Below are 22,392 nucleotides of genomic sequence, written 5' to 3' on the forward strand. Positions count from 1 at the left end.
ACCTTTAACTCCCCTGAATATCGAGCTTTCCATGAAAAAACCTATCTCGTTGGCGATGCGTATCGGACTGGGCTTTGCGTCCATTCTGTCGTTGCTGGTGTTGGTCACTGCCGTCGGTATTCAACGCGTGGGTTTCATCGACAGCACACTCAAGGACGTGGCCGAAAAAGCCGCCGTGGTGCAGCGCTACGCAATCAACTTCCGTGGCAGCGTGCACAACCGCGCCATCGCCATTCGCGATGCGGTACTGGTCAAGGATGAATCGTCGCTCAGCCGTCACCTGGCCGAGATCGACCAGCTCAAGCGCGATTACCAGGACTCCGCAGTGATGATGGATCGCCTGTTCGCCAACACCGTCGCAAGCGCTGCCAGCGCCGAAGAATCCCGTCTTTTGGCGGATATCAAAGCCATCGAGACCCAGGCCCTGGCCTCCACCGAGCGGGTGATCAGCCTGCGTCGCAGCAATGACATCGCCGGCGCCCAGGACTTGCTGCTGGCCCAGTCGTCGGCCCATTACACCGAATGGCTCAAGCGCGTGAATGCCCTGATCGACTTCGAAGAAGCCCAGATCAAGCAACGCCTGGACACTGTGCAAGTCGCCGCCGGTAACTTTGCCGTGCTGATGCTGCTGGCCAGCGCCGTGGCAATCATCTTGAGTGTGCTGGTGTCCTTGTTGATCATCCGCAAGGTCAAGGCCACCCTCGGCGCCGAGCCGGAGGACGTCGCCGAGGCGATCCGCCGCCTGGCCAATGGCGACTTGAACCAGCCCATCGAAACCCGCTACCCCGACAGCGTGATGGGTATTTTGAAAAACGCCCTGGCGCGCCTGGGCGACACCATCACCGAAGTGCGCTCGGCAGCCCAGGCCCTGCGTCACTCCTCGGTCACCCTGTTGTCAGTGGCCAGCGACAACCGTCAGCAGATCACCCTGCAGACCAGCGAGGCCCAGCATGTGGCCGCCGCGATTACGCAAATGGCAGCCTCGGTCAGCGAGGTTTCAGGCTACGCCTCTGCCGCGTCCAAGGCGACCATTCTGGCAGACGCAGAAGTCGAGAGCGGCCACCGCTTGGTGGGCGAAGTGACCGTGGCCATCGAGGAGCTGGCAACCATCCTCGACCAGGCCACCAGCCGGGTCAACCAAGTGTCCAGCGACAGTGAAAACATCGAAACCGTGATCGAAGTGATTAACGCCATCGCCGCCCAAACCAACCTGCTGGCACTCAACGCGGCCATCGAAGCCGCCCGGGCGGGTGAACATGGCCGTGGCTTTGCGGTGGTGGCCGATGAAGTACGGTCGCTGGCGACGCGCACCCAGGAGTCCACCCAGGAGATCCGCGACATGATCGGCAAGCTGCAAAGCGGCACCCAGGATGCCGCCGACATCATGCAACGCAGCCGCAGCCTGGCCCAGGTCACCGTGGCGCAGACCCGCGACTCCCAGTTGTCATTGGGCAAGATCAGCCAGGAAGTGGGTGCGATCAATGCGATGAACGCGCAGATCGCCAGTGCTTCGGTACAACAAAGCGCGGCGGCGGAAGAAGTCGCGCAGAACGTCACACGCATCCATAGCTCCACCGTGCAATCGGCGGCGGGCTCCGAGCAAGTGGAGCATTCCAATCAGGAACTGGCGGAGCTGGCGGATCGCTTGAGTACCAAGGTGGCGTTTTTCAACGTGGCCTAGGGGCCGCCGGCCCTCTAGCCTCCCTCGGCCAGGCGACCTTCATGCTCGCCGGCCTGCAGGTGCGCCCCGAGCGCATGCGCAAGAACTTCGACATAACCCAGGGCCTGATCGTCACCGAAGCCGTGAGGCGACCGGAAAGGAGGATCAGCCCCAGCTGAGCCAAGTGGGAGAAAGGGTCGCAACTGGCGATGCAAGGTTGAAGACGCAGCCCACGGCACGGGCTGCATTTTCACTTGCATGCTCAATCAGGTCACTATTTTGCCTGTTTCTCTTTAATCACGTAATTGACATTATCCATATCAAACCTTTCGTCCTCGTAGCCCCTACCGCCCTTATTATTGGTACCTATATCCACTTCTTTCATCAGGCCCGGGCGACGGAGAAGTTCAGCCGCAAGTCGAGATTTATCAGTGGGAGGAGACGCCGCAGCCGCTTCTTTAAGACTATCGAAGCTGATGTAGTCATCTTTGCCCCAATACTGTTTGAATTTATCTTTAAGGGCCCCAAGCAAGTCCACGTCACTCATATTTTCATAATTCAGTGCAGCAGGTTGGTGGGACACCCGCTCAATAGTATCGCGCCCAATCAACCCGTCAGCTTTATCAGCATCGTGGTCGGAATCCAGGTGGCGATTAATCTGCGGCCGACTGAGGATCTCCTTGGCCAACAGGGTCATCCGATCGTCTACGGGGTTGCCAGTCAATGGCCGACCTGCGATTTCACGAAGCGATTGCTGGGTTATCTTGCCATGCTCGTTGGGATTGAAGTAGTCAAAATTATTACCCAACTCTGTCGTCAAATCTGAGTCTTTGGCCTGTTTGAAATTATTCGCGACCTCAGCATTCTGCAGGCTCATGCCGTTCGCTGCCGGTTGATAATTGCGTGCACCATAGTCGCCATATCCATTTTCAACACGACTGCGTTGCATGCCACCGTTAAACCTTGCCGGTCCACCCTGCATGCCACCGTTATACCCTGCGGGTCCACCCTGCATGTACGCTGCCTCCTGGGCCTCGTACGCATAGACCGCCTCATGCGCATCACCCTGGCTGATCAGACCATCTTCATGGCCGCCATGGTTGATACCATCGAGTAAGTTACTCATTCCTGGACGGCTAAGAATCTCCCTTGCCAGCATTGTCATTTGATCGTGAAACGGATCACCGATCAGCGGACGATTGGCAGCATGTTGAAGCGTTTCCTTCGTGACGAAACCGGATTCTTCCTGGAAATAAGGGAAGGCGTTGACAAAGTCTCGCGCCACTAACGAATTGGGGACTGGCCGAGCGGCCTCCATTGAGTTACTCATTGCGGGCTGATAACCAAACCTGGCGCGACCTTCCGACGGGCAAGATTGCGGGTAGTAAGTTTGTGTGGGCTGACCGAAAGGAGTATTTATCATTAAAACACCTCAGATAGTTGATGCAATTAAGCTGACCAACGCCCAAGTCAGCGTTGAATCAACAGCCATCTGTGGCAATTTGTAAAAGGACAGTTCCGTTAAACACGAACAAAAAAATTGATTTTCTGAATAACTAACACGTACCCAGAAAGTCTAGTACTGCCTAAGTAAGCGCCTGATCGTTACCCATTCCACACCCCAGCCGATGGTGCCGGCGATGAGGGATGACAGAGCATTGAATGGAACCTGTGTATGTGCAGTACGGCGGCCAGGTCGGTAACGTGGACCGCCATCTGAACTACCCACCAAAGGTCTGCGAAGGCCTGCGCAATGTCGGATCAAACGGATTGATCCTCGGCCCGATCGCAGCCGCTTCACGCTTGAGCAACTCCACCACCATCGGCAAGCGGCTCGGCCCCAGCCGATCACTGATGGTTGCGACACTCAGCGCCGCCACTGCATGCCCGTCGCGATTGAGGATCGGCACCGCCAACCCCGCCATGCCTTCCAGCACCCCGGTATTGCGTGCCGCATACCCAAGATTGCGCACATTCTCAACTTCCGAGCGCAACAGCACTTCGTCATACAAGTGGAAGTCCTTGAGCCGTGGCAGGTTGAAGCGGATCACCGTCTCGCGCTCTTCCTCCGGCAAGAATGCCAGGATCGCCAGGCTGCCCTGCCCCACGCCCAATGCCACACGCCCGCCGATGTCCCCGGTGAAGGTACGGATCGGGTACGGGCCTTCGCTGCGGTCCAGGCAGATCGCATCGAAGCCTGAGCGCGCGAGCAAGAACAGCGAATCCCCTAATGACGCACTCAGGCGCAACATACTCGGCCGCACCAGATCACGCAGGTTACCGGTCTTGCCTGCATTCGCCGCAAGCGCGAAGAACTCCAGGCTCAGGCGATAGCGCTTGCTGCGCGCGTCCTGCTCGACCATGCCTTCGTCCATCAGGCTGCGCAGCAGGCGGTGGGTGGTCGGTTGGGACAAGCCAACCTGTTGCGCGAGCTGGGTCACGCGTTCGCCGCCCTCCGGCACGTCACCCAGGGTGCGCAGCAGCGCGAACAGTCGGGACACCCCACCGGGGCCGACTTCTTTGGCGCTATCATTTCGTTCAGTGGAATCCATAACAACCAATCCCTAAGTAAATTCCGGTGAGTGAATAAATATGAAAATAATAGTCCATTCAGTGAAATACCATCTTCCGCCCATCCTAGTCTTCGTCCTAATCTGCGTCCACAGGGGCGACATGAACAACTAACGGCAGCCGACTCAAGATCGAGCGCCAACGCACCGGCAACACTTCATTCGCATCTGCCCAAAACAAAAAAGCGCGTTTCGACGCGACTCAAAAAAAGGTGGAACGCAGACATGGCATTTCTCCAACTCCACGCCTTGAGCAAACGCTACGGCGCCGTCGATGCGGTGGTCGCCACCGACCTTGCAGTGGAAAAAGGCGAGTTCGTTTCCCTGCTCGGCCCGTCGGGCTGCGGCAAGACCACCACCCTGCAAATGATCGCCGGCTTCGTTGACGTCAGCGGCGGGCAGATCCTGCTCGACGGTCGCGATATCACCCATGCCAAGCCCGCCAGCCGTGGCCTGGGCGTGGTGTTCCAGAGCTACGCGCTGTTCCCGCACATGAGCGTGCGCGACAACGTTGCCTTCGGCCTGAAGATGCGCAAAGTGCCGACCGCCGAGATCGCCAGCAAGGTTAAGACGGTATTGGAACTGGTACGCCTGGCGCCGCACGCCGACCGATACCCACGTGAGCTGTCCGGCGGCCAGCGCCAACGTGTGGCCCTGGCCCGCGCCCTGGTGATCGAGCCACCGGTGTTGCTGCTGGATGAGCCGCTGTCCAACCTCGACGCCAACCTGCGTGAAGAGATGCAGTTCGAAATCCGCCGCATCCAGTGCGCCGTGGGCATCACCACCTTGATGGTCACCCACGACCAGGCCGAGGCGCTGTCCATCAGCGACCGCGTGGTGGTGATGCAGGCCGGACGTGTGACCCAGATCGACGCGCCGTACAAGCTCTACGAACATCCGCGCACACGCTTCATCTCGGACTTCGTCGGCAAGGCCAACCTGTTGCCGGGCGACTATGACCAGCTGGGCACTCCGCAAGTGCGTCACGAAAGCGGTGACGGCGAGCTGACCCTGAGCCTGCGTCCGGAAAAGATCCAACTGGTGGACGCCGGCACCGGCCGACTGCAGGGCAAGGTGCTCGACAGTTACTTTTTTGGTAGCCAATGGCTGTATCGCATCCACACTAGCCTTGGCGAAATCACCGCGGTGCGCAGCAATGACGGCAGCGCGCCGCTCGGTTGCGGGGCGGCGGTGGGCCTGGACTGGCAAGCCAGCCTGCTGCGCGTGTTGGCAGCGGATGAGGTGCGCGCATGAGCCGGGGCTACCTGTTGTCGTTACCCGCCCTGGTGCTGTTTGTCGGGTTGCTGATTCTGCCGCTGGGCCTGACGCTGGTGTTGTCGTTCAACGTGTTCGATTACCAGGTGGGTGTGAAGGCGGATGAATGGACCTTCGCGCATTACCTGTCGTTGTTCAGCGATGCGTACTTCTACGAAATTTTCTGGCGCACCTTCTGGATCAGTGCCTTGGTCACCTTGCTCTGCGTGGTGATCGGCGTGCCCGAGGCGTACATCCTCAGCCGCATGGGTACACCATGGCGCTCGATTTTCCTGATCCTGATCCTCACGCCGCTGCTGATTTCGGTGGTGGTGCGCGCTTTTGGCTGGAGCCTGCTGCTCGGCGCGGACGGGCTGGTGAACCAAGTCATCCAATTCCTTGGCGGGCGCCCGGTGAAGCTGTTGTATACGCCGTTCGCGGTGATCATCGCCCTCGTGCACGTGATGCTGCCGTTCATGATCATCCCCGTGTGGACCTCCCTACAGAAACTCGACCCGTCGGCGGAACAGGCGGCGTTGTCCCTCGGCGCCAGCCAAACCACGGTAATGCGCAGGATTGTATTACCGCAGGTGATGCCCGGCGTGCTGTCCGGCACGCTGATCGTGTTCGGCCTGGCCGCCAGTTCCTTTGCGATCCCCGGCCTGCTCGGCGGACGCCGCCTGAAAATGGTCGCGACCGTGGTGTACGACCAGTACCTCTCGGAACTCAACTGGCCCATGGGCGCGACCATCGCGGTGGTGCTGCTGTTGGTCAATCTGCTGATCATGCTGAGCTGGAACCGCATGGTCGAAGGCCGCTACAAAAAGTCCCTGGGGGTTTAAGCGCATGTCCAGAAACGGTCCTTTGGCCCTCGGCTTTCACGCGCTGGTGGTGCTGTTCATGATGGCGCCGCTGGTGGTGGTATGCCTGGTGGCCTTCACCCCGGAAAACACCTTGAGCCTGCCCACGTCGGGCTTCTCCCTGCGCTGGTTCCGTGCGGTGTTCGAGCGCGCTGACTTTATCCAGGCGTTCTACAACAGCCTGATCCTGGCGTTTACCGCCGCGAGTCTGGCCACCTTGATTGCAGTGCCGGCCGCCTTGGCGATCAGTCGCTATCAGTTTCCGGGGCGCAATTTTTTCAGTGCGTTGTTCCTGTCACCCATCATCATTCCGCACCTGGTGCTCGGCGTGGCGATGTTGCGCCTGTTCGCACTGATGGGCGTGAACGGCAGCTTCACCTGGCTGATGCTGGCGCATGTGGTGATCATCACCCCGTATGTGCTGCGCCTGGTGTTGGCCGCGGCGATCGGGATTGATCGCAGCGCCGAGCAGGCCGCCGAGTCCCTGGGCGCCAGTCGCTTTACGTTGTTTCGCCAGATCACCCTGCCGATGATCCTGCCGGGGGTGGCGGGCGGTTGGTTGCTGGCGTTCATCAACAGTTTCGATGAGGTGACGTTGTCGATCTTCGTCAGCTCGCCGGCGACCCAGACCCTGCCGGTGCGCATGTATGTGTATGCCACCGAATCCATCGACCCGATGATGGCGGCGGTGTCGGCGCTGGTGATTGCACTCACGGCGGCCACCATGATCCTGTTGGACCGGGTCTACGGCCTGGACCGCGTGCTGGTAGGGAAACATTGATGGCCCTGTTCAAACGCCTGGCCGAAACCCAACGCCCTGCCCTGGCCTTCACCCTGGATGGGCAACCCGCCAGCGGTTTGCTCGGTGACACCTTGTTGACCGCCGTGCTGACCTGCGCCGAACACCTGCGCGGAAGTGATTTCAGCGCCGAACGACGGGCCGGTTTCTGCCTGATGGGCGTGTGCCAGGATTGTTGGGTGCGACTTGAAGACGGGCGTCGCGTACGCGCCTGTTCGACGCTATTGGAAGAAGGCCAGGCCATCCGCCGCGATCCGGGGCGCCAGTCATGAAGCCTGTGGTGATTGTGGGCGCAGGCCCGGCCGGGATCAGCGCGGCGCGCACGTTGCTCGACCATGGCATCAGACCTTGCCTGGTGGATGAAAGCCTGCGCGGTGGCGGGCAGATTTATCGGCGTCAGCCACAGGGATTTCAACGCACCGCCAAGCAGCTTTACGGATTTGAAGCACGCAAGGCCGAGGCCGTGCACCGCACAATGGATGAGCTGGCACCGCTGATCGACTACCGCCCGGAAACCCTGGTGTGGAATGCCGAGGACGGGCGCCTGGATATGCTCAACAACGGCCGCGCAGAAAGCATCGAGTACGCGCAACTCATCGTCGCCACAGGCGCCACTGACCGCATCCTGCCCGTACCGGGCTGGACCCTGCCGGGCGTGTACAGCCTTGGCGCGGCGCAAATCGCTTTGAAGTACCAGGGCTGCGCCATCGGTGAGCGCGTGGCGTTTTGTGGCAGCGGGCCGTTGCTCTATCTGGTCGCCTATCAATACGCCAAGGCTGGGGCCAAGGTGGTGGCGGTGCTCGACAGCGCGCCGTTCAGTGCCCAATACCGTGCCTTGCCAGCGTTGCTCGGACAACCGACGACCTTGGCCAAAGGCTTGTATTACCGCGCCTGGCTGACGGCCCATGGGATTCCCGTGCATCAGGGCGTCACGCTTAAACAGATCGACGGAACGCAACGGGTCAGCGGCATTCAATGGGGTGATCAGACTCTGCCGTGCGACGCCGTGGCTTTCGCCCATGCCCTGCGCAGCGAGACGCAACTGGCGGACTTGCTTGGCTGTGAGTTCACCTGGAATGCCCTTAACCGCGCGTGGCTGCCACAACGGGACAGCGCCGGACGCAGCAGCGTCAACGGCGTGTACCTGGCGGGCGATGGGGCCGGGATCATGGGCGCGGACGCCGCGCAAATGGCCGGTGAACGTGCAGCACTGGCGGTGCTGGAGGACTCGGGTGTTGCCATCGATCAGCGCCGCCCTGCTGTGCTGGAGCAACAATTGGCGGCCATCCAACGCTTTCGTCATGGTTTGGAAACCGCGTTCCCTTTTCCAGAGAACTGGGCAGTCGAAGCCCCCGATGAATTGATCCTCTGTCGCTGCGAAGAAGTCCGCGTCGGCGACGTGCGCGCGGTGGTGGATGAGGGCCACTGGGAGATCAATCGCGTCAAGGCCCACTGTCGCGTCGGCATGGGCCGCTGCCAAGGCCGGATGTGCGGGTTGGCGGCGGCGGAAATTGTCGCAGAGCGCAGTGGCCGGGCCATCGAAAACGTCGGCCGCTTGCGGGGCCAGGCACCAATCAAGCCGCTGCCGTTTGGCGTGGAGGTGCAGCCGTGATTGATGTCATCGTATTGGGCGGCGGGATTGTCGGCGCGTCGGCCGCGCTGATGCTGGCGCAGAAAGGCCAGCGCGTGGCGCTGGTGGAGCGGGATTTCTGCGGCTCACACTCCAGCGGCGTCAACTACGGCGGCGTGCGGCGCCAGGGTCGGCCCTTGCACCAGTTGCCACTGTCGCAGCGTGCCCACCAACTGTGGGCAGACTTGCCGGGATTAATCGGTATCGATGGCGAATACGTGCGTTCCGGGCATTTGAAACTGGCGCGCAGTCACGCAGATTTCGGCGCCTTACAAGCGTATGCCGAGCAGACACAAGGATTTGACTTGGGCTTGCAGTTGCTGGATTACGTCGAGCTGCGCGCGCGATTCCCCTGGGTCGGTGACATCGCCGTCGGTGCCTCGCTGTGCCCGGAAGACGGCCACGCCAACCCCCGCCTAGTGTCGCCCGCCTTTGCCCGCGCGGCGAAACAACGCGGCGCTCACCTGTATGAACAGTCGCTGGTCACGCGTATCGAGCATGACGGCCAGGACTTCCAGGTGCACTGCGCCAACGGTCTGCATCTACAAGCACCGTGGCTGCTCAATTGCGCCGGGGCGTGGGCAGGTGCGGTGGCCGAACAGTTTGGCGAAGCGGTGCCTATGACCTCGGCACACCCGGCGATGCTGGTCACTGAGCCCTTGCCGGTGGTGATGGACGTGAGCACGGGCGTCGAAGGTGGCGGGATCTATGCGCGACAGGTTGCCCGGGGCAATTGCATCCTCGGCGGCGGTCGCGGCTTTGCCCTCGGCCCGCAGCAAGCGCGACCAGGGCAAGCTGCGGTGCTGGAGATTCTGCGCAGTGCCGGCGAGCTTTACCCGTTTCTCAAGGGTGCCCAGGCCATCCGCACCTGGAGCGGCACCGAAGGTTACCTCCCCGATCATGAACCGGTGATCGGCCCCAGCAGCACCCAACCCGGCTTGCTCCACGGTTTCGGCTTTGCCGGCGCCGGGTTCCAGCTTGGTCCCGCCGTCGGTGAAGCCCTGGCAGAGATCGTCTGCACCGGTGCCAGCCGCCAACCTATCGAAGCGTTTTCCATCCGTCGTTTCCAAGCCTGAGAGGAAAAACATCCATGAACCCACGTATTGCGCTGTCCTGCTTGTCCCTCGCCCTGCTCGCCTCAACGGCCCACGCCGCGCCCACGCTGTACCTGGGCATGAACGGCGGCACCATGGAACGGGTCTACGCCGACAAGGTGCTGCCCGCGTTCGAAAAGACCAATAACGTCAAGGTGGTGATCGTGCCCGGCACCTCGTCGGACATCCTTGCCAAGGTCCAGGCCAACAAAGACAACCCGCAGATGCACGTGATGTTCCTTGACGACGGCATCATGTACCGCGCAATTTCCATGGGGTTGTGCGACAAGCTGGCGCCAAGCCCGACCCTGGAGCAGATCCCTACCAAGGCGAAGATCAAGGAACAAGCCGTGGCCGTGACCCTCGGCGTCACCGGCCTGGGCTACAACGCCAAGATGTTCAAGGAAAAAGGCTGGGCCGCGCCCACCTCCTGGATGGACCTGGCCGACCCGCGCTTCAAGGACAAAGTGGTGTTCCAGTCCCTGGCCTCCTCCACCTTCGGCCTGCATGGCTTCCTGATGTTCAACCGCATCCAGGGCGGTGACGAAACCAACGTCGACCCGGGCTTCAAGGCCTGGCCAAAAACCGTTGGCCCCAACGTGCTGGAATACATCGCCAGCTCCGCAAAGATCTCCGAAATGGTGCAGACCGACGAAGCCGCGATTTTCCCGCTCACCCCGACCCAAGTCGCCACCCAGAAACTGCTCGGTGTGCCCATGGAATATGCGCAACCCAAGGAGGGTGCGGTGGTGCTGAACGTGGCTGAGTGCGTGATTGCCCGCAACGACCAGCCGGAACTGGCGCAGAAGCTCGCCGCGTTTTTGCTGACCGCCGAAGCCCAGGCCCCGGCGCTGGAAGAAGGCGATCAGATCCCGTCTAACCCGACCACGCCGACCACCGACAAGACCCGCGCCCGGGTAGAAGCGATGCAAGGTTATTTGCAGACCGCTATTTCGATTGATTGGGACCAGGTCAACCAGGCGCGGCCGGAGTGGAATGCACGGTGGAGTCGGTCTATCGAACGTTAATCAAAGGGGAATAATCGGCAGCGCGCGTTTGTGCGCTGTCTTGCTGTACGCGCCCTCGACTAAGGTTCTCACCCGCTCGCTCACCGGTTCGCCCATCAGGTAGGCGTCGATTTCTGCGTAAGTGCAGCCGTAAGCGTGTTCATCCAGCTTGCCCGGCACAAGCTCTTCCAGGTCGGCAGTCGGATGTTTGTGCACCAACTTGTCGGGGGCGCCGAGGGCCGTGGCGAGCAGGCGCACCTGGGTTTTGGTCAGGCCCGACAGTGGCGCCAGGTCGCAGGCGCCGTCACCGAACTTGGTGAAAAACCCCATCAACGCCTCGGCGCCGTGGTCAGTGCCGACCACCAGGCCGTTGTGCAGGTTGGCCACGGCGTACTGGGCGATCATCCGTGCGCGTGCCTTGACGTTGCCCTTGATGAAATCGACATGGGTGGCGCTGGCCTCGGTGGCGGTCAGGCTGGCCATGAGTCCGTCGACGCTGGCGGCGATGTTGAGGGTGTCGATCTGGTCCGGGGTGATGAAGTCCAGGGAGGCCTGGGCATCGCTTTCGTCGGCTTGGGTTTTGTAAGGCAGGCGCATGGCGATGAAGCGCGCGGCGTAGTCTTCGTCGCGCAGTTGCTCTACGGCCAACTGGCACAAACGGCCAGCCGTGAGGGAGTCAACGCCACCGCTGATGCCCAGTACCAACGCCTTGCTGCCGGAGCCGAGCAAGGTGGTCTTGATGAAATCTATGCGCCGTTGGATTTCCTTCGACTCACCGCCTTTGACCAGTTGCCGATTGATGTTCAGTTCCTGTGCGATACGTTCTTGCATGTCACACCTCCACGCTGCCGACATTGAACACTTGTGCTGCATACTGCAAAAACGAGGCGTCTTCGCAAACGTTCTTGATCGGGTCATCCGAGAATTTCACCACCGGTTCGCCGTGCACCCGCACCAGTTTCATCACGATGCTCAGCGGTTCGACGCCCTCCACATCGCAGGCCAGGCTGGTACCCATGCCAAAGCCGAATTTGGCCTTGCCACGCACGTGACGCAGGATCGGCAGGCATTTTTCGAAGTTCAGGCCGTCGGAGAACATCAAGTCCTTGGTCATCGGATCGATGCCCAGCTGCTTGTAGCGCGCCAGCACCTTGTCAGCCCAGACGATGGGGTCACCGGAGTCCTGGCGCAGGCCGTCATACAGTTTGGCGAAGTAAAGGTCGAAGTCCTTGAGGAAAAAGTCGGTGCTGATGCAGTCAGTCAGGGCAATGCCGAGACGGCCACGGTATTCGCGCACCCAGTTTTCCAGCGCGGCGTTCTGGCTTTCGCGCAGGCGGCCCAGTTGCTGGTGCACCATCAGCCATTGGTGCGCCATGGTGCCGATCAGCGGTAGGTCGAATTCGTAGGCCAGGTGCGCATTGCTGGTGCCGACGAACTGGCCGGGAAAGTCGCGGCGCATGATGTCGACCACTTCACGCTGGGCCTTGAACGACAGGCGGCGCCGGGTGGAAAAGTCAGACACACGCAGGTCGGCGAGTTCTTCGCGGCTGAGGTTTTTCTGCAGCCAGTCGAATTTCTGGTAGAGCTTGCGGGTGACATCTTCCAGGGTCACGTCGGGGTATTTGCTGCGGTTACGCAGCTCACTGACCAGGGCCAGGACCGGCTGTTCGAACATGATGCAGTGCAGCATCGGGCCGACCACGCGGATGTTGAGTTGGCCATCGATTTCGCTGACGTGGATGTAGCGCAGGTTGAAGCGGAACAGACCGAGGAATCGCTCGTAGTCCGGGGTAAGGTATTCGCGAAAGCGTGGATTGAACAGAAAGCGCAGCTCACCTTCGCGCATACGCAGGCTGGCGAGTTGCTCCAACTCGGCACGAATTTCGGGAATCAGGTGGCCGAGCTTTTCCTTGGACCGCACGATGAAGTTGTACTCCACATCGACATTGGGGTACTGGTGCAACACGGCCTGCATCATGGTGAAGGTGTAGTAGTCGGTGTCGAGCAACCCCTGGATAACGGGCGTTTCGTAGTCGTAGGCACTTTCCATGGTATGTCTCCTTAACGCGCGGCCATCGCGGCCAGTTCTTCGCGGGTGCTGCTGATGACGGCACCGGCCTTGAGTAACTCGTTGACCGCCTGTACACCGCCCTCCTGCGTAATGCCTCTGCACGCCGGCAAGTGCAGAACCACTTCCAGGCCAGCCTTGAGCAGTTGCAATGCGGTGGTCTTGACGCAGTAGTCCAAAGCCAGGCCGCCGACGATCACGCGGGTCACGCCCTGGGCTTTCAGGTACTCGATCACGCCGGTAGAGAGTTTGTCGTGCAGGTCGTGGTAGCAGGCGCCGTAGGGGTGCAGGTCGGGTTCGACGCCTTTCCAGATGAAGTAGTCGTAGTCATAAGGCGTAGGCAATTCGTCGAGCAAGGTGAAACCCTCGGTGCCGGGTACGCAATGGCTGACCCAGGTCACATCGGCGTGGGTCAGGCCGGTGGCTTGCAGCATCTCGCTGTGCTGCGACACCACCCAGGGCGCATGCGGGGTGTGAGCGTCTTTGCTGCCGACGCGATGGCCCGCCAGACTCGCCATGTAGTTGAGCTCGGCACCGATCTGGTCGCCGCCGGCCACAGGCAATTCGTTGGGGCACAGCGGCGTGAAGCTTTTCTGGGCGTCTACGTCGAATGAAGCGATGGCGGATATCGAGAGGGTCATGGTGGTTCTCCTGTGGCCTGGAAACAAAAGTACACGTCATGTACTTTCATTGCAAGAAACATCTGGTTATCTATCCTGGAGCAAGTCCATGACATATCTGCTCGATTCGTTAGACTGTGCGTCATCGCTGTCTAGAAGGACGTCAACATGCCCCTGAGCCCCTACCTCCACACCGTCGACCTGTGCGTATTGTTTTATTGCCGCGCCTGCGGGGAACTGAAATTGCTGCTGAACAAACGCGACGCCGAGCCCTTCGCCGGGCACTGGGCGCTGCCGGGCGTGGTGGTGAATGGCGGCGTGCAAGACCTGAGCCTCAAGGACGCGGTGGAGCGCTTGCGCGCGAGTGACAAGGTCGGACTTGATCTGGCCTGGAGCGAGCAAGTGGGCACGGTGGGGGATGCGTTTCGTGATCCGCGCTGCTGGTCATCGTCCACTTACTACCTGGCGATCGTGGCGGATGAGGTAGAGCTGGGTGAGCATCAGGCCTGGTTTTCACTGGCGGGGGTGGCGGATGGCAGCATCAAGCTGCCGTTCGATCACAACAGCATCGTGGCCGCCGTGCAGGAACGCTTGTTTTCCAAATCGCTGTACAGCAGCTTGCCGCTGATGTTCCTGGGCGATGAATTCAGCGCGCCGGAAGCGACCACGATCTTTTCCCTGGTGCTGGCGCGGCCGGTATTGAAGACCAGTATTCGCCAGCGCTTGCTGAAGCTGACTGAAGCGGGGTACCTGCGCGAGACGGGGCGCAAGAAGAATGGTGAAGGCGGCAGGCCCCAGGCGACGGTGGAGAAACTGAAGCCTGGGGACATTTATTTCTTTGATCGCAGTTTTGCCGAGTGAACCACCCTCTGTAGGAGCCGGCTTGCCGGCGATGGCGGCCTTGGGCATTGCGCAGTTTTCAAGGGCCTCATCGCCGGCAAGCCGGCTCCTACGAGGTTTTTTGGGTCAGCTCATCCAGTTGCCGCCATCGACGTTGTAAGTCTGGGCCACCACGTAGTCGGACTCTTTCGAGGCCAGGAACACCGCCATCCCGGTCAGATCCTCCGCCGTGCCCATCCGCCCAAATGGTACGTCGCCCCCTACCCGCTTTTTCTTCTCGCCAGGCGCCAACCCTTCATGCTTGGCAAACAATGCATCCACCCCATCCCAATGCTCGCCATCCACCACTCCTGGTGCGATGGCGTTGACGTTGATCCCCTGCTTGATCAAATTCAACCCCGCCGATTGCGTCAAACTGATCACCGCCGCCTTGGTCGCGCAGTAGATTGCCACCAACGGCTCGCCGCGGCGTCCGGCCTGGCTGGCCATGTTGATGATCTTGCCGCCATGGCCCTGGCTGATCATCTGCCGTGCGGCGGCCTGCAAGGTGAAGAGCGTGCCGGCGACATTGATCGAGAACAGCCGTTCGTAGCTGTCGCGGGTGATATCGACAATGGGCGCCAGGTCGAACAGCGCGGCGTTGTTGACGAGGATATCCAGCTTGCCAACCTGGGCGACCACTGCGGCAATCGCACCGTCGATGGACGCCTGGTCGGTGACATCCATGGCGACGGCATACGCCTGTGGGCCCAGCTCAGCCGCCGTGGCCTGGGCCCGTTGCAGGTTGATGTCGGCGATGGCCACGGTGGCGCCTTCGGCGATGTAGGCCTGGGCAAAGGCGCGGCCGATGCCACGCGCCGATCCGGTGATCAGCGCGCTCTTGCCTTCAAGTCGTTTCATGAAAAAGTCCTGTTGAAGTTATTTCGGGTAGCCGGCGCGTTTCATTTCGCGCTCGGTGGTGGACTGGGCTTCCAGCAGGGCCTGGTCAACCGACATGCCACCGGTCAGCGCCGCAGAGAACAGCTTGCCGACCGAAGTGCCAATGGCCTGGAACTCGGGAATGGTCACGTACTGGATGCCCACGTACGGCACCGGCTTGGCCGAAGGGTGCGCGGGATCGGCGTGCTTCATCATTTCCAGGGTCACCTGGGCGAATGGGGCAGCCTTCAAGTACGCCTCGCTGTAGGTAGATTGTCGGGTGCCCGGCGGTACGTTGGTGATGCCTTCTTTATCAGCGACCAGCTGGATGTACTCCTTGGACGTCGCCCAACTAATGAAGGCCTTGGCAGCGTCCTTGTGCTTGGATGTGGCCGGAATTGCCAGGGACCAAGCATACAGCCACGAAGAACCTTTATCGGTGACTTCGGTAGGCGCGGCAGCGAAACCGACGCTGTCGGCGACCTTGCTCTGGCTCTTGTCGGTGGTGAAGGAACCGGCGACGCTGGCATCGACCCAGATCGCGCATTTGCCGCTGTTGAACAGCGCCAGGGTTTCGTTGAAACCATTGCTGGACACACCCGGCGGGCCGTATTGCTTGAGGGTGTTGACATAGAAGTTGGCGGCCGCCGTCCACTCGGGGCTGGTCAGCTCGGGCTTCCACTGCTCGTCGAACCAGCGTGCACCAAAGGAATTGGCCATGGTGCTCAGCAAGGCGATGTTCTCGCCCCAGCCGGCCTTGCCGCGCAGGCACATGCCGTATTGGCCCTTGTCCTTGACGGTGAGCTTGGCGGCGAACTCGCCGAGCTGCGTCCAGGTAGGATGCGCGGGCATGCTCAACCCGGCCTGCTTGAACAGGTCGGTGCGGTAGTAGGTGACGGTGCTTTCGCCGTAGAACGGCAAGGCGTACAGGGTGTTGTTGACCGACAGGCCCTGGCGTACCGAGGGGAAGATATCGTCGGCGTCATAATCGGCCGGCAGTTGGGTCAGGGGTTCCAGCCAGTGCTTGGCGCCCCAGAGTGGGGTTTCGTAGGTGCCGATGGTCAGCACGTCGAACTGCCCGCCTTGGGTGGCGATATCGGTGGTGAGGCGCTGGCGCAGCACGTTTTCTTCCAGCACCACCCAGTTGAGCTTGATGTCCGGGTGCTGTGCTTCGAACACCTTGGACAGGCGCTGCATGCGGATCATGTCGCTGTTGTTGACCGTGGCGATGGTCACGGTGTCGGCGGCGTGGCTGGGCATGGCCAGCGTCAGGCTGGAAAGCAGGAACAACGCTTGCGGGAGCTTGGACATAGCGGTTTCTACCTGTTGTTTTTGTTGTTGAGGGCCGATTACAGCAGCTTGGCCAAGCCCCCACAAACGCCTGGAGGATGGGCGACTGATACTTTTTTAACCTGGATATGAACGTTAAAAAAGTATCAGTGCCAGGCAAAACCAGGGGTAGCGCGCCCATGACTGAGGCGCGTATTTTGGAGCGCTTCCAAGAATCATAAGAATCCCGCCATGCCCATCAGCCGCGCCAAGCTGTTCGAGCACCGCCCCGCCGAACTCGAAGTGATTTTGCCCGAGCCGGACCACTGCTTCCGCTGGTTCGAACATGACTACCCCTACGACCTGGCGCGCTGGAACCACCATCCCGAATTTGAAATCCATCTGATCCGCCAAGGCAGCGGCAAACTGGTCGCGGGCGACTACATTGGTGCGTTCAGTGCCGGGCATGTGGCGCTGATTGGCCCCGACCTGCCCCATGACTGGATCGGTGAACTCGCCCCCGGCGAATACCTGAGCGGGCGCGACGTGGTGTTGCAATTCGACGGTGCCGCCCTCCTCGCCCTGCGCAAGACCCTGCCGGAACTCGGTGACCTGCAACCGCTGTTCGAGCGTGCCCGGCGCGGGCTGGAATTCACCGGCGACACCGCGTTGCAGGCTGCGCACTTGATGGAAGCCATCGGCGCCGCCCACGGCCTGCAACGCTTGATCCTGTTCCTGCAACTGCTCGACACCCTGAAGAACGCCCCGACACAACAGGCCAAGGCCCTGGCCAGCCCGTGCTATGCACCGACGTTGGATGCACGCAGCGCCGAACGTATCAACAAGGCGTTTGACTATCTGATGCGCGAGCTGACCGGCGATGTTCGCCTGTCGGTGATCGCGCAACAGTTGGAGATGAGCGAGCCGGGCTTCTCACGCTTCTTCAAGCGCAACACCGGCCACGGCTTCATCGACCTGATGCGCAAGTTCCGGGTGCAGCGCGCCTGCCGATTGCTGTTGCAAAGCGACATGTCGGTGGCGGATATCTGCTTTGAAGTGGGCTACGCCAACCTGTCGAATTTCAACCGGCACTTCCGTATCGAAATGCACCAGACGCCGAGTGACTATCGACGGGAAACAGCGATGCACCTGTTCCAACGCATTGAAAAAATGACACCCAATCAATTCTGACCAAAAGGTCGACTAAATCCCGTTTTTTTCAATTTGATCAACCCATTGAGAAAACTTGGTACAGCCTGTGCAAACGTTTGCGGTACGAACTTGCCTGCCAAGTTCACCCTTACCCGGAGAATCGGGTTCAAACCGCGTACGAATAGGGATTTTCAATGCACTCCACCTCAAGGCGTCCTGCCTCCTTTGGTGTTTCCTTGCTACTGGCCGCCGTTACGGGAGTACTCAGCGCCCCCATTTTGGCGCAGGAAAAACCCGTGGATGACTCAGCACAGGGCGAAACCCTCAGCCCGCAAGCCAGCCCGGCGAAAAAAGGCGCGTACCTGTCGGAATGGTTCAACCAGGACCTGACATTGATTGGCAGCAAAGACATCAGCTTCGGCCCCAAGCCACAGGATGATGTCTACCTGGAATACGAGTACTTCGGCCGCAAAGGGCCGTTCGAGTTGTACGGCTATGTCGACGTGCCGAAGATTCTCACCATCGGTAACAGTAATGACAAAGGCGTGTGGGACCATGGCTCGCCAGTGTTCATGGAGCACGAACCGCGTATCTCCATCGACTACCTGGCGGGCCGTAGCCTGGCCTTCGGCCCGTTCAAGGAATGGTATGTAGCGTTCGACTGGATCTACGACCATGGCAGCCGCAAGGAAAACCGCGCCAACACCTTATACAGCGGCCTCGGCACCGACATCGACACCCATTCGCGGGTGAACCTGTCGGCCAACTTCTACGGGCGCTACCAGTGGGAAAACTACGGCGCCAGCAATGAATATTCATGGGATGGCTACCGTGCGCAGATGAAGTACATCGTGCCCATCGGCAAATTCGATAACGGCGCCTCGCTGACCTACATCGGCTTCACCAACTACGATTTCGGCTCCGACCTGCACAAGGACAACCCGGCGCGCACCGCCAACTCGCTGGTCGCGACCAATGTGTTGCTGTACTCGTTCACCCACCTGCGTTTCACCCTGGTCGGCCGTTACTTCCATAACGGCGGCAACTGGGAAGACGGCAGTGAGTTGAATTTCGGCGAAGGCAACTTCCGCGCCCGTTCCGACGGCTGGGGTTACTACGCCGGCGTGGGCTACCAATTCTGATAGAGGAGCTTTAGATGAACGCGTTTACACGTTTCTCCATGGCGGTCGGCCTGGCGCTGCTGCCCCACGTGGTGCTGGCCGATACCGCACCGATCAAACCCAAGGTGATGTTGATCACCATGTTCGCCCCTGAGGCGCAAACCTGGATCGATCGCCTGGAACTCAAGCAGGAAGTCCGCGTGCCAGGGCTGTCCGCCGAATACCCGGTGATCCGTTGCAACACCCAGGACGTGTGCCTGCTGGTCACTGGCATGGGCCAGACCAACGCCGCCGCGTCCACGCTGGCCTTGGCCTTGTCGCCCAAATTCGACCTGCGCCAGAGCTATTTCCTGATCGCCGGGATCGCCGGCATCAGCCCCAAGCACGGCACCATCGGCACCGCAGCCTGGGCCCATTACCTGGTGGAATTCGGCACCCAGTGGGAGCTGGACTCACGGGATGCGCCCAAGGATTGGCCGACGGGCTATATCGGCATCAACACCAAAGGTCCCAACGAAAAACCACCGTTGGACTACAAGACCGAAGTGTTTGAGCTGAACCCCAAGTTGCAGGCCAAGGCGTTTGCCTTGTCACAAAAAGTGGAGCTGACCGAAAGCAAGGAGTCCGCCGCCTGGCGTAAACACTACCCCGCCGCCCCGGCCAATCAACCGCCGCAAGTCACCCGCTGCGACACCCTGGCGGGCAACACCTGGTTTTCCGGTACACGCCTGAGCGAACGCGCCGAAGTCTGGACCAAGTTGCTGACCGACAACAAAGGTGAATACTGCACCACCCAACAGGAAGACAACTCCACCTACGAAGCCCTGCTGCGCGCCAGTCGCGAAGGTCTGGTGGATATCCAGCGCCTGGCGGTGGTGCGTGCAGGCTCGGACTTCGACCGTCCGTACCCTGGCTACAGCGAAGTGGACAACCTGCTGAAGTACGCGGATCAGGGCGGTTTTGTGCCGGCGCTGGAAAACCTGTACCGCACGGGCAACCCGTTGGTACAGGCGATCCTCAAGAATTGGTCGGCGTGGAAGAACGGTGTTCCCGAGGCCTGACCACCAGGATCAAGGCAGAAAGATGATTTTGTCTGCGCTGCCTTGATTCACGGCCTCATAGCACTGCACCCCATCGGCCAGCGCCACTTCATGCAGGCCGGTGGGCAACGGCAACAAGCCCTCATCAAAGAAACGCCCGAACTGCTCCAGCATTACCGCGCATTGCTCGCAGTTGTAGAGCAACGAGTTGATCCCCACCACCGAGCCGCCTTTGCGGTACAGCGCCAGCGCCGGCAGTTGTACATGACCGTCCACCGGCGCGGCGATGATCGCGATGCGACCGAACGGCGCCAAACCTGCAACGGCCGCCGGCAGCCAGAAACCGGTGGTGTCGAAGATCACATCAGCGCCGCCCTTGAATACCGCATTGACCTGCGCACCGAGCTCTTCCGGTTTGCCTAAGGTAACCGCTTCACAACCTTGCGCCTGCAATACCTCGGCCTGCTCTGGCCGACGTACAGCGGCCAGCACCTGGGCGCCACGGATTTTTGCCAGGGCCAGGGTGGCGCTGCCGACCGCGCCATTGGCACCGATCACCAACAGGCGCGTGCCTTGGGTCACACCACTGCGCTCGAGGGCGTCCCAGGCGGTGGTATAGGGCACACCGAGGCTGGCGGCCTGGGCAAAACTCAAATGGCTGGGCTTATGCGCCACGCCCTTGGCCGGCACAGTGAGGTACTGGGCGTGGGAACCGTCGGCAAAAAAACCCAGGTCACGGCCAGTGCCCCAAACCTCTTGGCCCAGCAGTTCCTGCGGTCCCTCCACCACCACACCGGCAAAATCACGACCGGGAATGCGCGGCAAAGTGGTGTAGGGAAAGCGACCAAGCACGTTTTTGACGTCACTGGGGTTAAGGCCGGCGGCCTTGACCTGCACCAGTACTTCACCGGCGGCCGGCACCGGGGTGGCGACATCAACGAAGCGCAGGGCGGCGAGGTCGCCGGTGGCGGAAAATTGCAGTGCTTTCATGGCCAATATCCATCGAAGTGAAAAAAGAGATCAGGAGAACCAAGTGCTCACCAGCTGTCGCCCCATGGGCCAGAGCTTTTCACCCAGCAACATGCCCATCAGGCCCACCAGGGCGATGGCCGGCGGTGCGGGCGAACGGAAATCCAAGGCGCCATAGATCACGCCGACAAACAGGCCGATGGCGAGGGAAATCAAGTAGTTCATGGGGGTAGCGCCTTGTGGGTGGATGCGCTCAGTGTAGAGGGCACCTTCCTGAAGCATCGGCCAAGTGCTTCAGAATTTCGGCCAACTCCTCAGCCGATGTACTGCGAAGGCGCTATACCGAGTTCGCGGCGGAACATGTCGCTGAAACTGCTGGGGGAATAGCCGAGGGAGCGTGCGATCGCACTGACTGGCTGGCCCTGGATCAACTCCGCCACCGCCGTGGCCAATTGCACCTGGCGGCGCCATTCGGCAAAGCCCATGCCCAGGTTATTCTGAAACAGCCGCGACAAGGTACGCACACTGGCTCCGGCGGCTTCGGCATGCTGTTCGAAAGCAATCTCCAGCGATGGCGCAGCCATGACCGCCTGGCACGCACTGATCAGTCGACGGTCGGCATCCACCGGCATCGCGATGCGGATCTGCGAGCGGCGCGCCCGCTGCAATTCCAGCAAGGCCAGGCTGACCACGGCGTCGTAATACGCCGCATCGCCGTTATCGCCCTGGTCCACCAGCGTGACGATCAGTTCACGCAGCAACCCACCGACCTCGATCACCTGCACCTGGCTGTCCAATGTGGCCGCCAGTGCCGGACGCAAGTAGATATTGCGCATCTGCAAATCCGACACCACGCGAATTCCGTGTTCCACCCCGGGCGGCAGCCAGACGGCACGCTGCGGCGGCACCACCAGGGCTTCGCGCGGCGTCTCGACCCACATCACGCCGCTCATGGCGTAGAGCAATTGGCCCCAGTCATGGCTGTGGGGCTCAACGTACAGTCCACGCGGATAGGTACGCGCCAAGGGCTGCACGGGGACGGCGTGATCACTGAGGTCGGGAGGCGCAGCCAGGGCCATGATGTACACATCAATCAAGTGTGAGCCGCCATGGTAATGACCACCGTTCGACAATCCGAGTGAATTTTTACGGGTCACGCGGATCATTGGCTTATACCGACACAGCTCGGAAGCGTGCGCTACAGGCTTGATCAAGGAGAGAGACCATGGATGCAATACTGCCGGTCAACGGCATGGCACGGATCGACTACACCCAGGACACCCTGTTCGGGCCGATTACCCGGCATGTCGAATGCCAAGTGAGCTTGCAACACCAAGCGGGTGGGACGGTACTGAAAGTGTTTCAACCGTTGCCGGACGATCTACGTGAGGCGCAGACGGTGGTGTTTGCGCTGGAGGGACGACGTACCCGTGGCGTGGTGAAGCATCGTCGACACCTGGCCGACCATAGCCTGCGGCTCGAACTCGAACGCCAATAGGAGCCGGCTGGCCGGCTCCCGCA

Annotated in this window: 23 protein-coding genes and 1 pseudogene; 14 read left to right on the forward strand and 10 right to left on the reverse strand. The window is 60.8% G+C overall.

From position 1 onward, the window contains the following. Window positions 1-55: 55 nt before the first annotated feature. Together ACP7C6_RS24870 and ACP7C6_RS24875 are read left to right on the forward strand one after the other, a co-directional pair. A pseudogene (locus tag ACP7C6_RS24870) lies at window positions 56-556 on the forward strand (MCP four helix bundle domain-containing protein); the annotation flags it as partial. A 417-nt stretch (window positions 557-973) separates the two neighbouring features. Further along, window positions 974-1,681 carry a methyl-accepting chemotaxis protein gene (locus ACP7C6_RS24875; RefSeq protein WP_426109471.1) on the forward strand — a complete coding sequence of 236 codons (708 nt, stop codon included), beginning with the start codon at window positions 974-976 and terminating at the stop codon, window positions 1,679-1,681. A 253-nt stretch (window positions 1,682-1,934) separates the two neighbouring features. On the opposite strand, the gene ACP7C6_RS24880 is transcribed toward ACP7C6_RS24875, so the two are convergent. Together ACP7C6_RS24880 and ACP7C6_RS24885 are read right to left on the reverse strand one after the other, a co-directional pair. Then, window positions 1,935-3,083 (reverse strand): hypothetical protein, encoded by a 1,149-nt coding sequence (locus ACP7C6_RS24880; protein WP_426109358.1) that lies wholly within the window; start codon window positions 3,081-3,083, stop codon window positions 1,935-1,937. Window positions 3,084-3,381: 298 nt separating this feature from the next. After that, a complete protein-coding gene (locus tag ACP7C6_RS24885; protein ID WP_028619825.1) occupies window positions 3,382-4,212 on the reverse strand; it encodes an IclR family transcriptional regulator in 831 nt (276 codons plus the stop codon). 243 nt (window positions 4,213-4,455) lie between these two features. On the opposite strand from ACP7C6_RS24885, the gene ACP7C6_RS24890 reads away from it, so the two are divergent. Genes ACP7C6_RS24890 through ACP7C6_RS24920 form a run of 7 tightly spaced genes read left to right on the forward strand, consistent with a single transcriptional unit; the run spans window position 4,456 to window position 10,895 of the window. Further along, window positions 4,456-5,484 carry an ABC transporter ATP-binding protein gene (locus tag ACP7C6_RS24890; protein ID WP_426109359.1) on the forward strand — a complete coding sequence of 343 codons (1,029 nt, stop codon included), beginning with the start codon at window positions 4,456-4,458 and terminating at the stop codon, window positions 5,482-5,484. Next, window positions 5,481-6,326, forward strand: coding sequence for an ABC transporter permease (locus tag ACP7C6_RS24895; protein ID WP_028619823.1), 846 nt, complete (start codon window positions 5,481-5,483; stop codon window positions 6,324-6,326). Before ACP7C6_RS24890 ends, ACP7C6_RS24895 begins: the two co-directional genes overlap by 4 nt. A gap of 4 nt (window positions 6,327-6,330) precedes the next feature. Continuing rightward, complete coding sequence (locus ACP7C6_RS24900; protein ID WP_122684427.1) at window positions 6,331-7,125, forward strand: ABC transporter permease subunit; 795 nt, start codon at window positions 6,331-6,333, stop codon at window positions 7,123-7,125. Then, a complete protein-coding gene (locus ACP7C6_RS24905) occupies window positions 7,125-7,415 on the forward strand; it encodes a (2Fe-2S)-binding protein (protein WP_426109360.1) in 291 nt (96 codons plus the stop codon). The genes ACP7C6_RS24900 and ACP7C6_RS24905 overlap by 1 nt, the downstream gene beginning before the upstream one ends. Then, window positions 7,412-8,755, forward strand: a complete 1,344-nt coding sequence (locus tag ACP7C6_RS24910) for an NAD(P)/FAD-dependent oxidoreductase (RefSeq protein ID WP_311895643.1) — start codon at window positions 7,412-7,414, stop codon at window positions 8,753-8,755. The genes ACP7C6_RS24905 and ACP7C6_RS24910 overlap by 4 nt, the downstream gene beginning before the upstream one ends. Next, window positions 8,752-9,849, forward strand: a complete 1,098-nt coding sequence (locus ACP7C6_RS24915) for an NAD(P)/FAD-dependent oxidoreductase (RefSeq protein WP_426109361.1) — start codon at window positions 8,752-8,754, stop codon at window positions 9,847-9,849. The genes ACP7C6_RS24910 and ACP7C6_RS24915 overlap by 4 nt, the downstream gene beginning before the upstream one ends. A gap of 14 nt (window positions 9,850-9,863) precedes the next feature. Next, the gene (locus tag ACP7C6_RS24920; protein ID WP_028619818.1) at window positions 9,864-10,895 is read left to right on the forward strand and encodes an ABC transporter substrate-binding protein; all 1,032 of its coding nucleotides are present in this window, start codon (window positions 9,864-9,866) and stop codon (window positions 10,893-10,895) included. On the opposite strand, the gene nadE is transcribed toward ACP7C6_RS24920, so the two are convergent. From nadE to ACP7C6_RS24935, 3 genes are read right to left on the reverse strand one after another with little or no spacing between them, the layout of a single operon-like run. Beyond that, window positions 10,896-11,705 (reverse strand): ammonia-dependent NAD(+) synthetase, encoded by an 810-nt coding sequence (nadE, locus tag ACP7C6_RS24925; RefSeq protein ID WP_338569700.1) that lies wholly within the window; start codon window positions 11,703-11,705, stop codon window positions 10,896-10,898. It abuts the gene before it with no gap. Window position 11,706: 1 nt separating this feature from the next. Beyond that, the gene (gene pncB, locus ACP7C6_RS24930) at window positions 11,707-12,924 is read right to left on the reverse strand and encodes a nicotinate phosphoribosyltransferase (RefSeq protein ID WP_028619816.1); all 1,218 of its coding nucleotides are present in this window, start codon (window positions 12,922-12,924) and stop codon (window positions 11,707-11,709) included. 11 nt (window positions 12,925-12,935) lie between these two features. Beyond that, the gene (locus tag ACP7C6_RS24935) at window positions 12,936-13,583 is read right to left on the reverse strand and encodes a nicotinamidase (RefSeq protein WP_028619815.1); all 648 of its coding nucleotides are present in this window, start codon (window positions 13,581-13,583) and stop codon (window positions 12,936-12,938) included. Between the two features lie 147 nt (window positions 13,584-13,730). Between ACP7C6_RS24935 and ACP7C6_RS24940 the strand changes: the two genes are divergently transcribed. Beyond that, complete coding sequence (locus ACP7C6_RS24940) at window positions 13,731-14,423, forward strand: NUDIX hydrolase (RefSeq protein WP_122684417.1); 693 nt, start codon at window positions 13,731-13,733, stop codon at window positions 14,421-14,423. A 105-nt stretch (window positions 14,424-14,528) separates the two neighbouring features. Here the strand turns inward: ACP7C6_RS24940 and ACP7C6_RS24945 are convergent, their stop codons facing one another. Together ACP7C6_RS24945 and ACP7C6_RS24950 are read right to left on the reverse strand one after the other, a co-directional pair. Further along, window positions 14,529-15,302 carry an L-iditol 2-dehydrogenase gene (locus ACP7C6_RS24945; RefSeq protein ID WP_426109362.1) on the reverse strand — a complete coding sequence of 258 codons (774 nt, stop codon included), beginning with the start codon at window positions 15,300-15,302 and terminating at the stop codon, window positions 14,529-14,531. 18 nt (window positions 15,303-15,320) lie between these two features. Next, window positions 15,321-16,580, reverse strand: coding sequence for an ABC transporter substrate-binding protein (locus ACP7C6_RS24950; RefSeq protein ID WP_426109472.1), 1,260 nt, complete (start codon window positions 16,578-16,580; stop codon window positions 15,321-15,323). A 261-nt stretch (window positions 16,581-16,841) separates the two neighbouring features. On the opposite strand from ACP7C6_RS24950, the gene ACP7C6_RS24955 reads away from it, so the two are divergent. The 3 genes from ACP7C6_RS24955 (at window position 16,842) to ACP7C6_RS24965 (ending at window position 19,923) form a co-directional block, all read left to right on the forward strand. Then, window positions 16,842-17,780, forward strand: coding sequence for an AraC family transcriptional regulator (locus ACP7C6_RS24955; RefSeq protein WP_123476620.1), 939 nt, complete (start codon window positions 16,842-16,844; stop codon window positions 17,778-17,780). A 155-nt stretch (window positions 17,781-17,935) separates the two neighbouring features. Next, the gene (locus ACP7C6_RS24960) at window positions 17,936-18,883 is read left to right on the forward strand and encodes a nucleoside-specific channel-forming protein Tsx (RefSeq protein WP_028619810.1); all 948 of its coding nucleotides are present in this window, start codon (window positions 17,936-17,938) and stop codon (window positions 18,881-18,883) included. A gap of 14 nt (window positions 18,884-18,897) precedes the next feature. Continuing rightward, complete coding sequence (locus tag ACP7C6_RS24965) at window positions 18,898-19,923, forward strand: purine-nucleoside phosphorylase (protein WP_122555194.1); 1,026 nt, start codon at window positions 18,898-18,900, stop codon at window positions 19,921-19,923. Window positions 19,924-19,932: 9 nt separating this feature from the next. On the opposite strand, the gene ACP7C6_RS24970 is transcribed toward ACP7C6_RS24965, so the two are convergent. From ACP7C6_RS24970 to ACP7C6_RS24980, 3 genes are all read right to left on the reverse strand, one after another. Further along, a complete protein-coding gene (locus tag ACP7C6_RS24970; RefSeq protein WP_028619808.1) occupies window positions 19,933-20,892 on the reverse strand; it encodes a quinone oxidoreductase family protein in 960 nt (319 codons plus the stop codon). 30 nt (window positions 20,893-20,922) lie between these two features. After that, window positions 20,923-21,096 (reverse strand): DUF1427 family protein, encoded by a 174-nt coding sequence (locus ACP7C6_RS24975; RefSeq protein WP_122684409.1) that lies wholly within the window; start codon window positions 21,094-21,096, stop codon window positions 20,923-20,925. An 89-nt stretch (window positions 21,097-21,185) separates the two neighbouring features. Then, window positions 21,186-21,950: an AraC family transcriptional regulator gene (locus ACP7C6_RS24980; protein ID WP_028619807.1), complete on the reverse strand. Its 765-nt coding sequence runs from the start codon at window positions 21,948-21,950 to the stop codon at window positions 21,186-21,188. Window positions 21,951-22,096: 146 nt separating this feature from the next. Here ACP7C6_RS24980 and ACP7C6_RS24985 point away from each other — a divergent pair, with 146 nt between their 5' ends. Further along, complete coding sequence (locus tag ACP7C6_RS24985; RefSeq protein WP_068936173.1) at window positions 22,097-22,369, forward strand: hypothetical protein; 273 nt, start codon at window positions 22,097-22,099, stop codon at window positions 22,367-22,369. The last annotated feature ends 23 nt before the right edge of the window (window positions 22,370-22,392 follow it).

Source organism: Pseudomonas sp. TWR1-1-4 (assembly GCF_049897165.1).
In the GTDB taxonomy this organism is placed as follows: Bacteria; Pseudomonadota; Gammaproteobacteria; order Pseudomonadales; family Pseudomonadaceae; genus Aquipseudomonas; species Aquipseudomonas canadensis.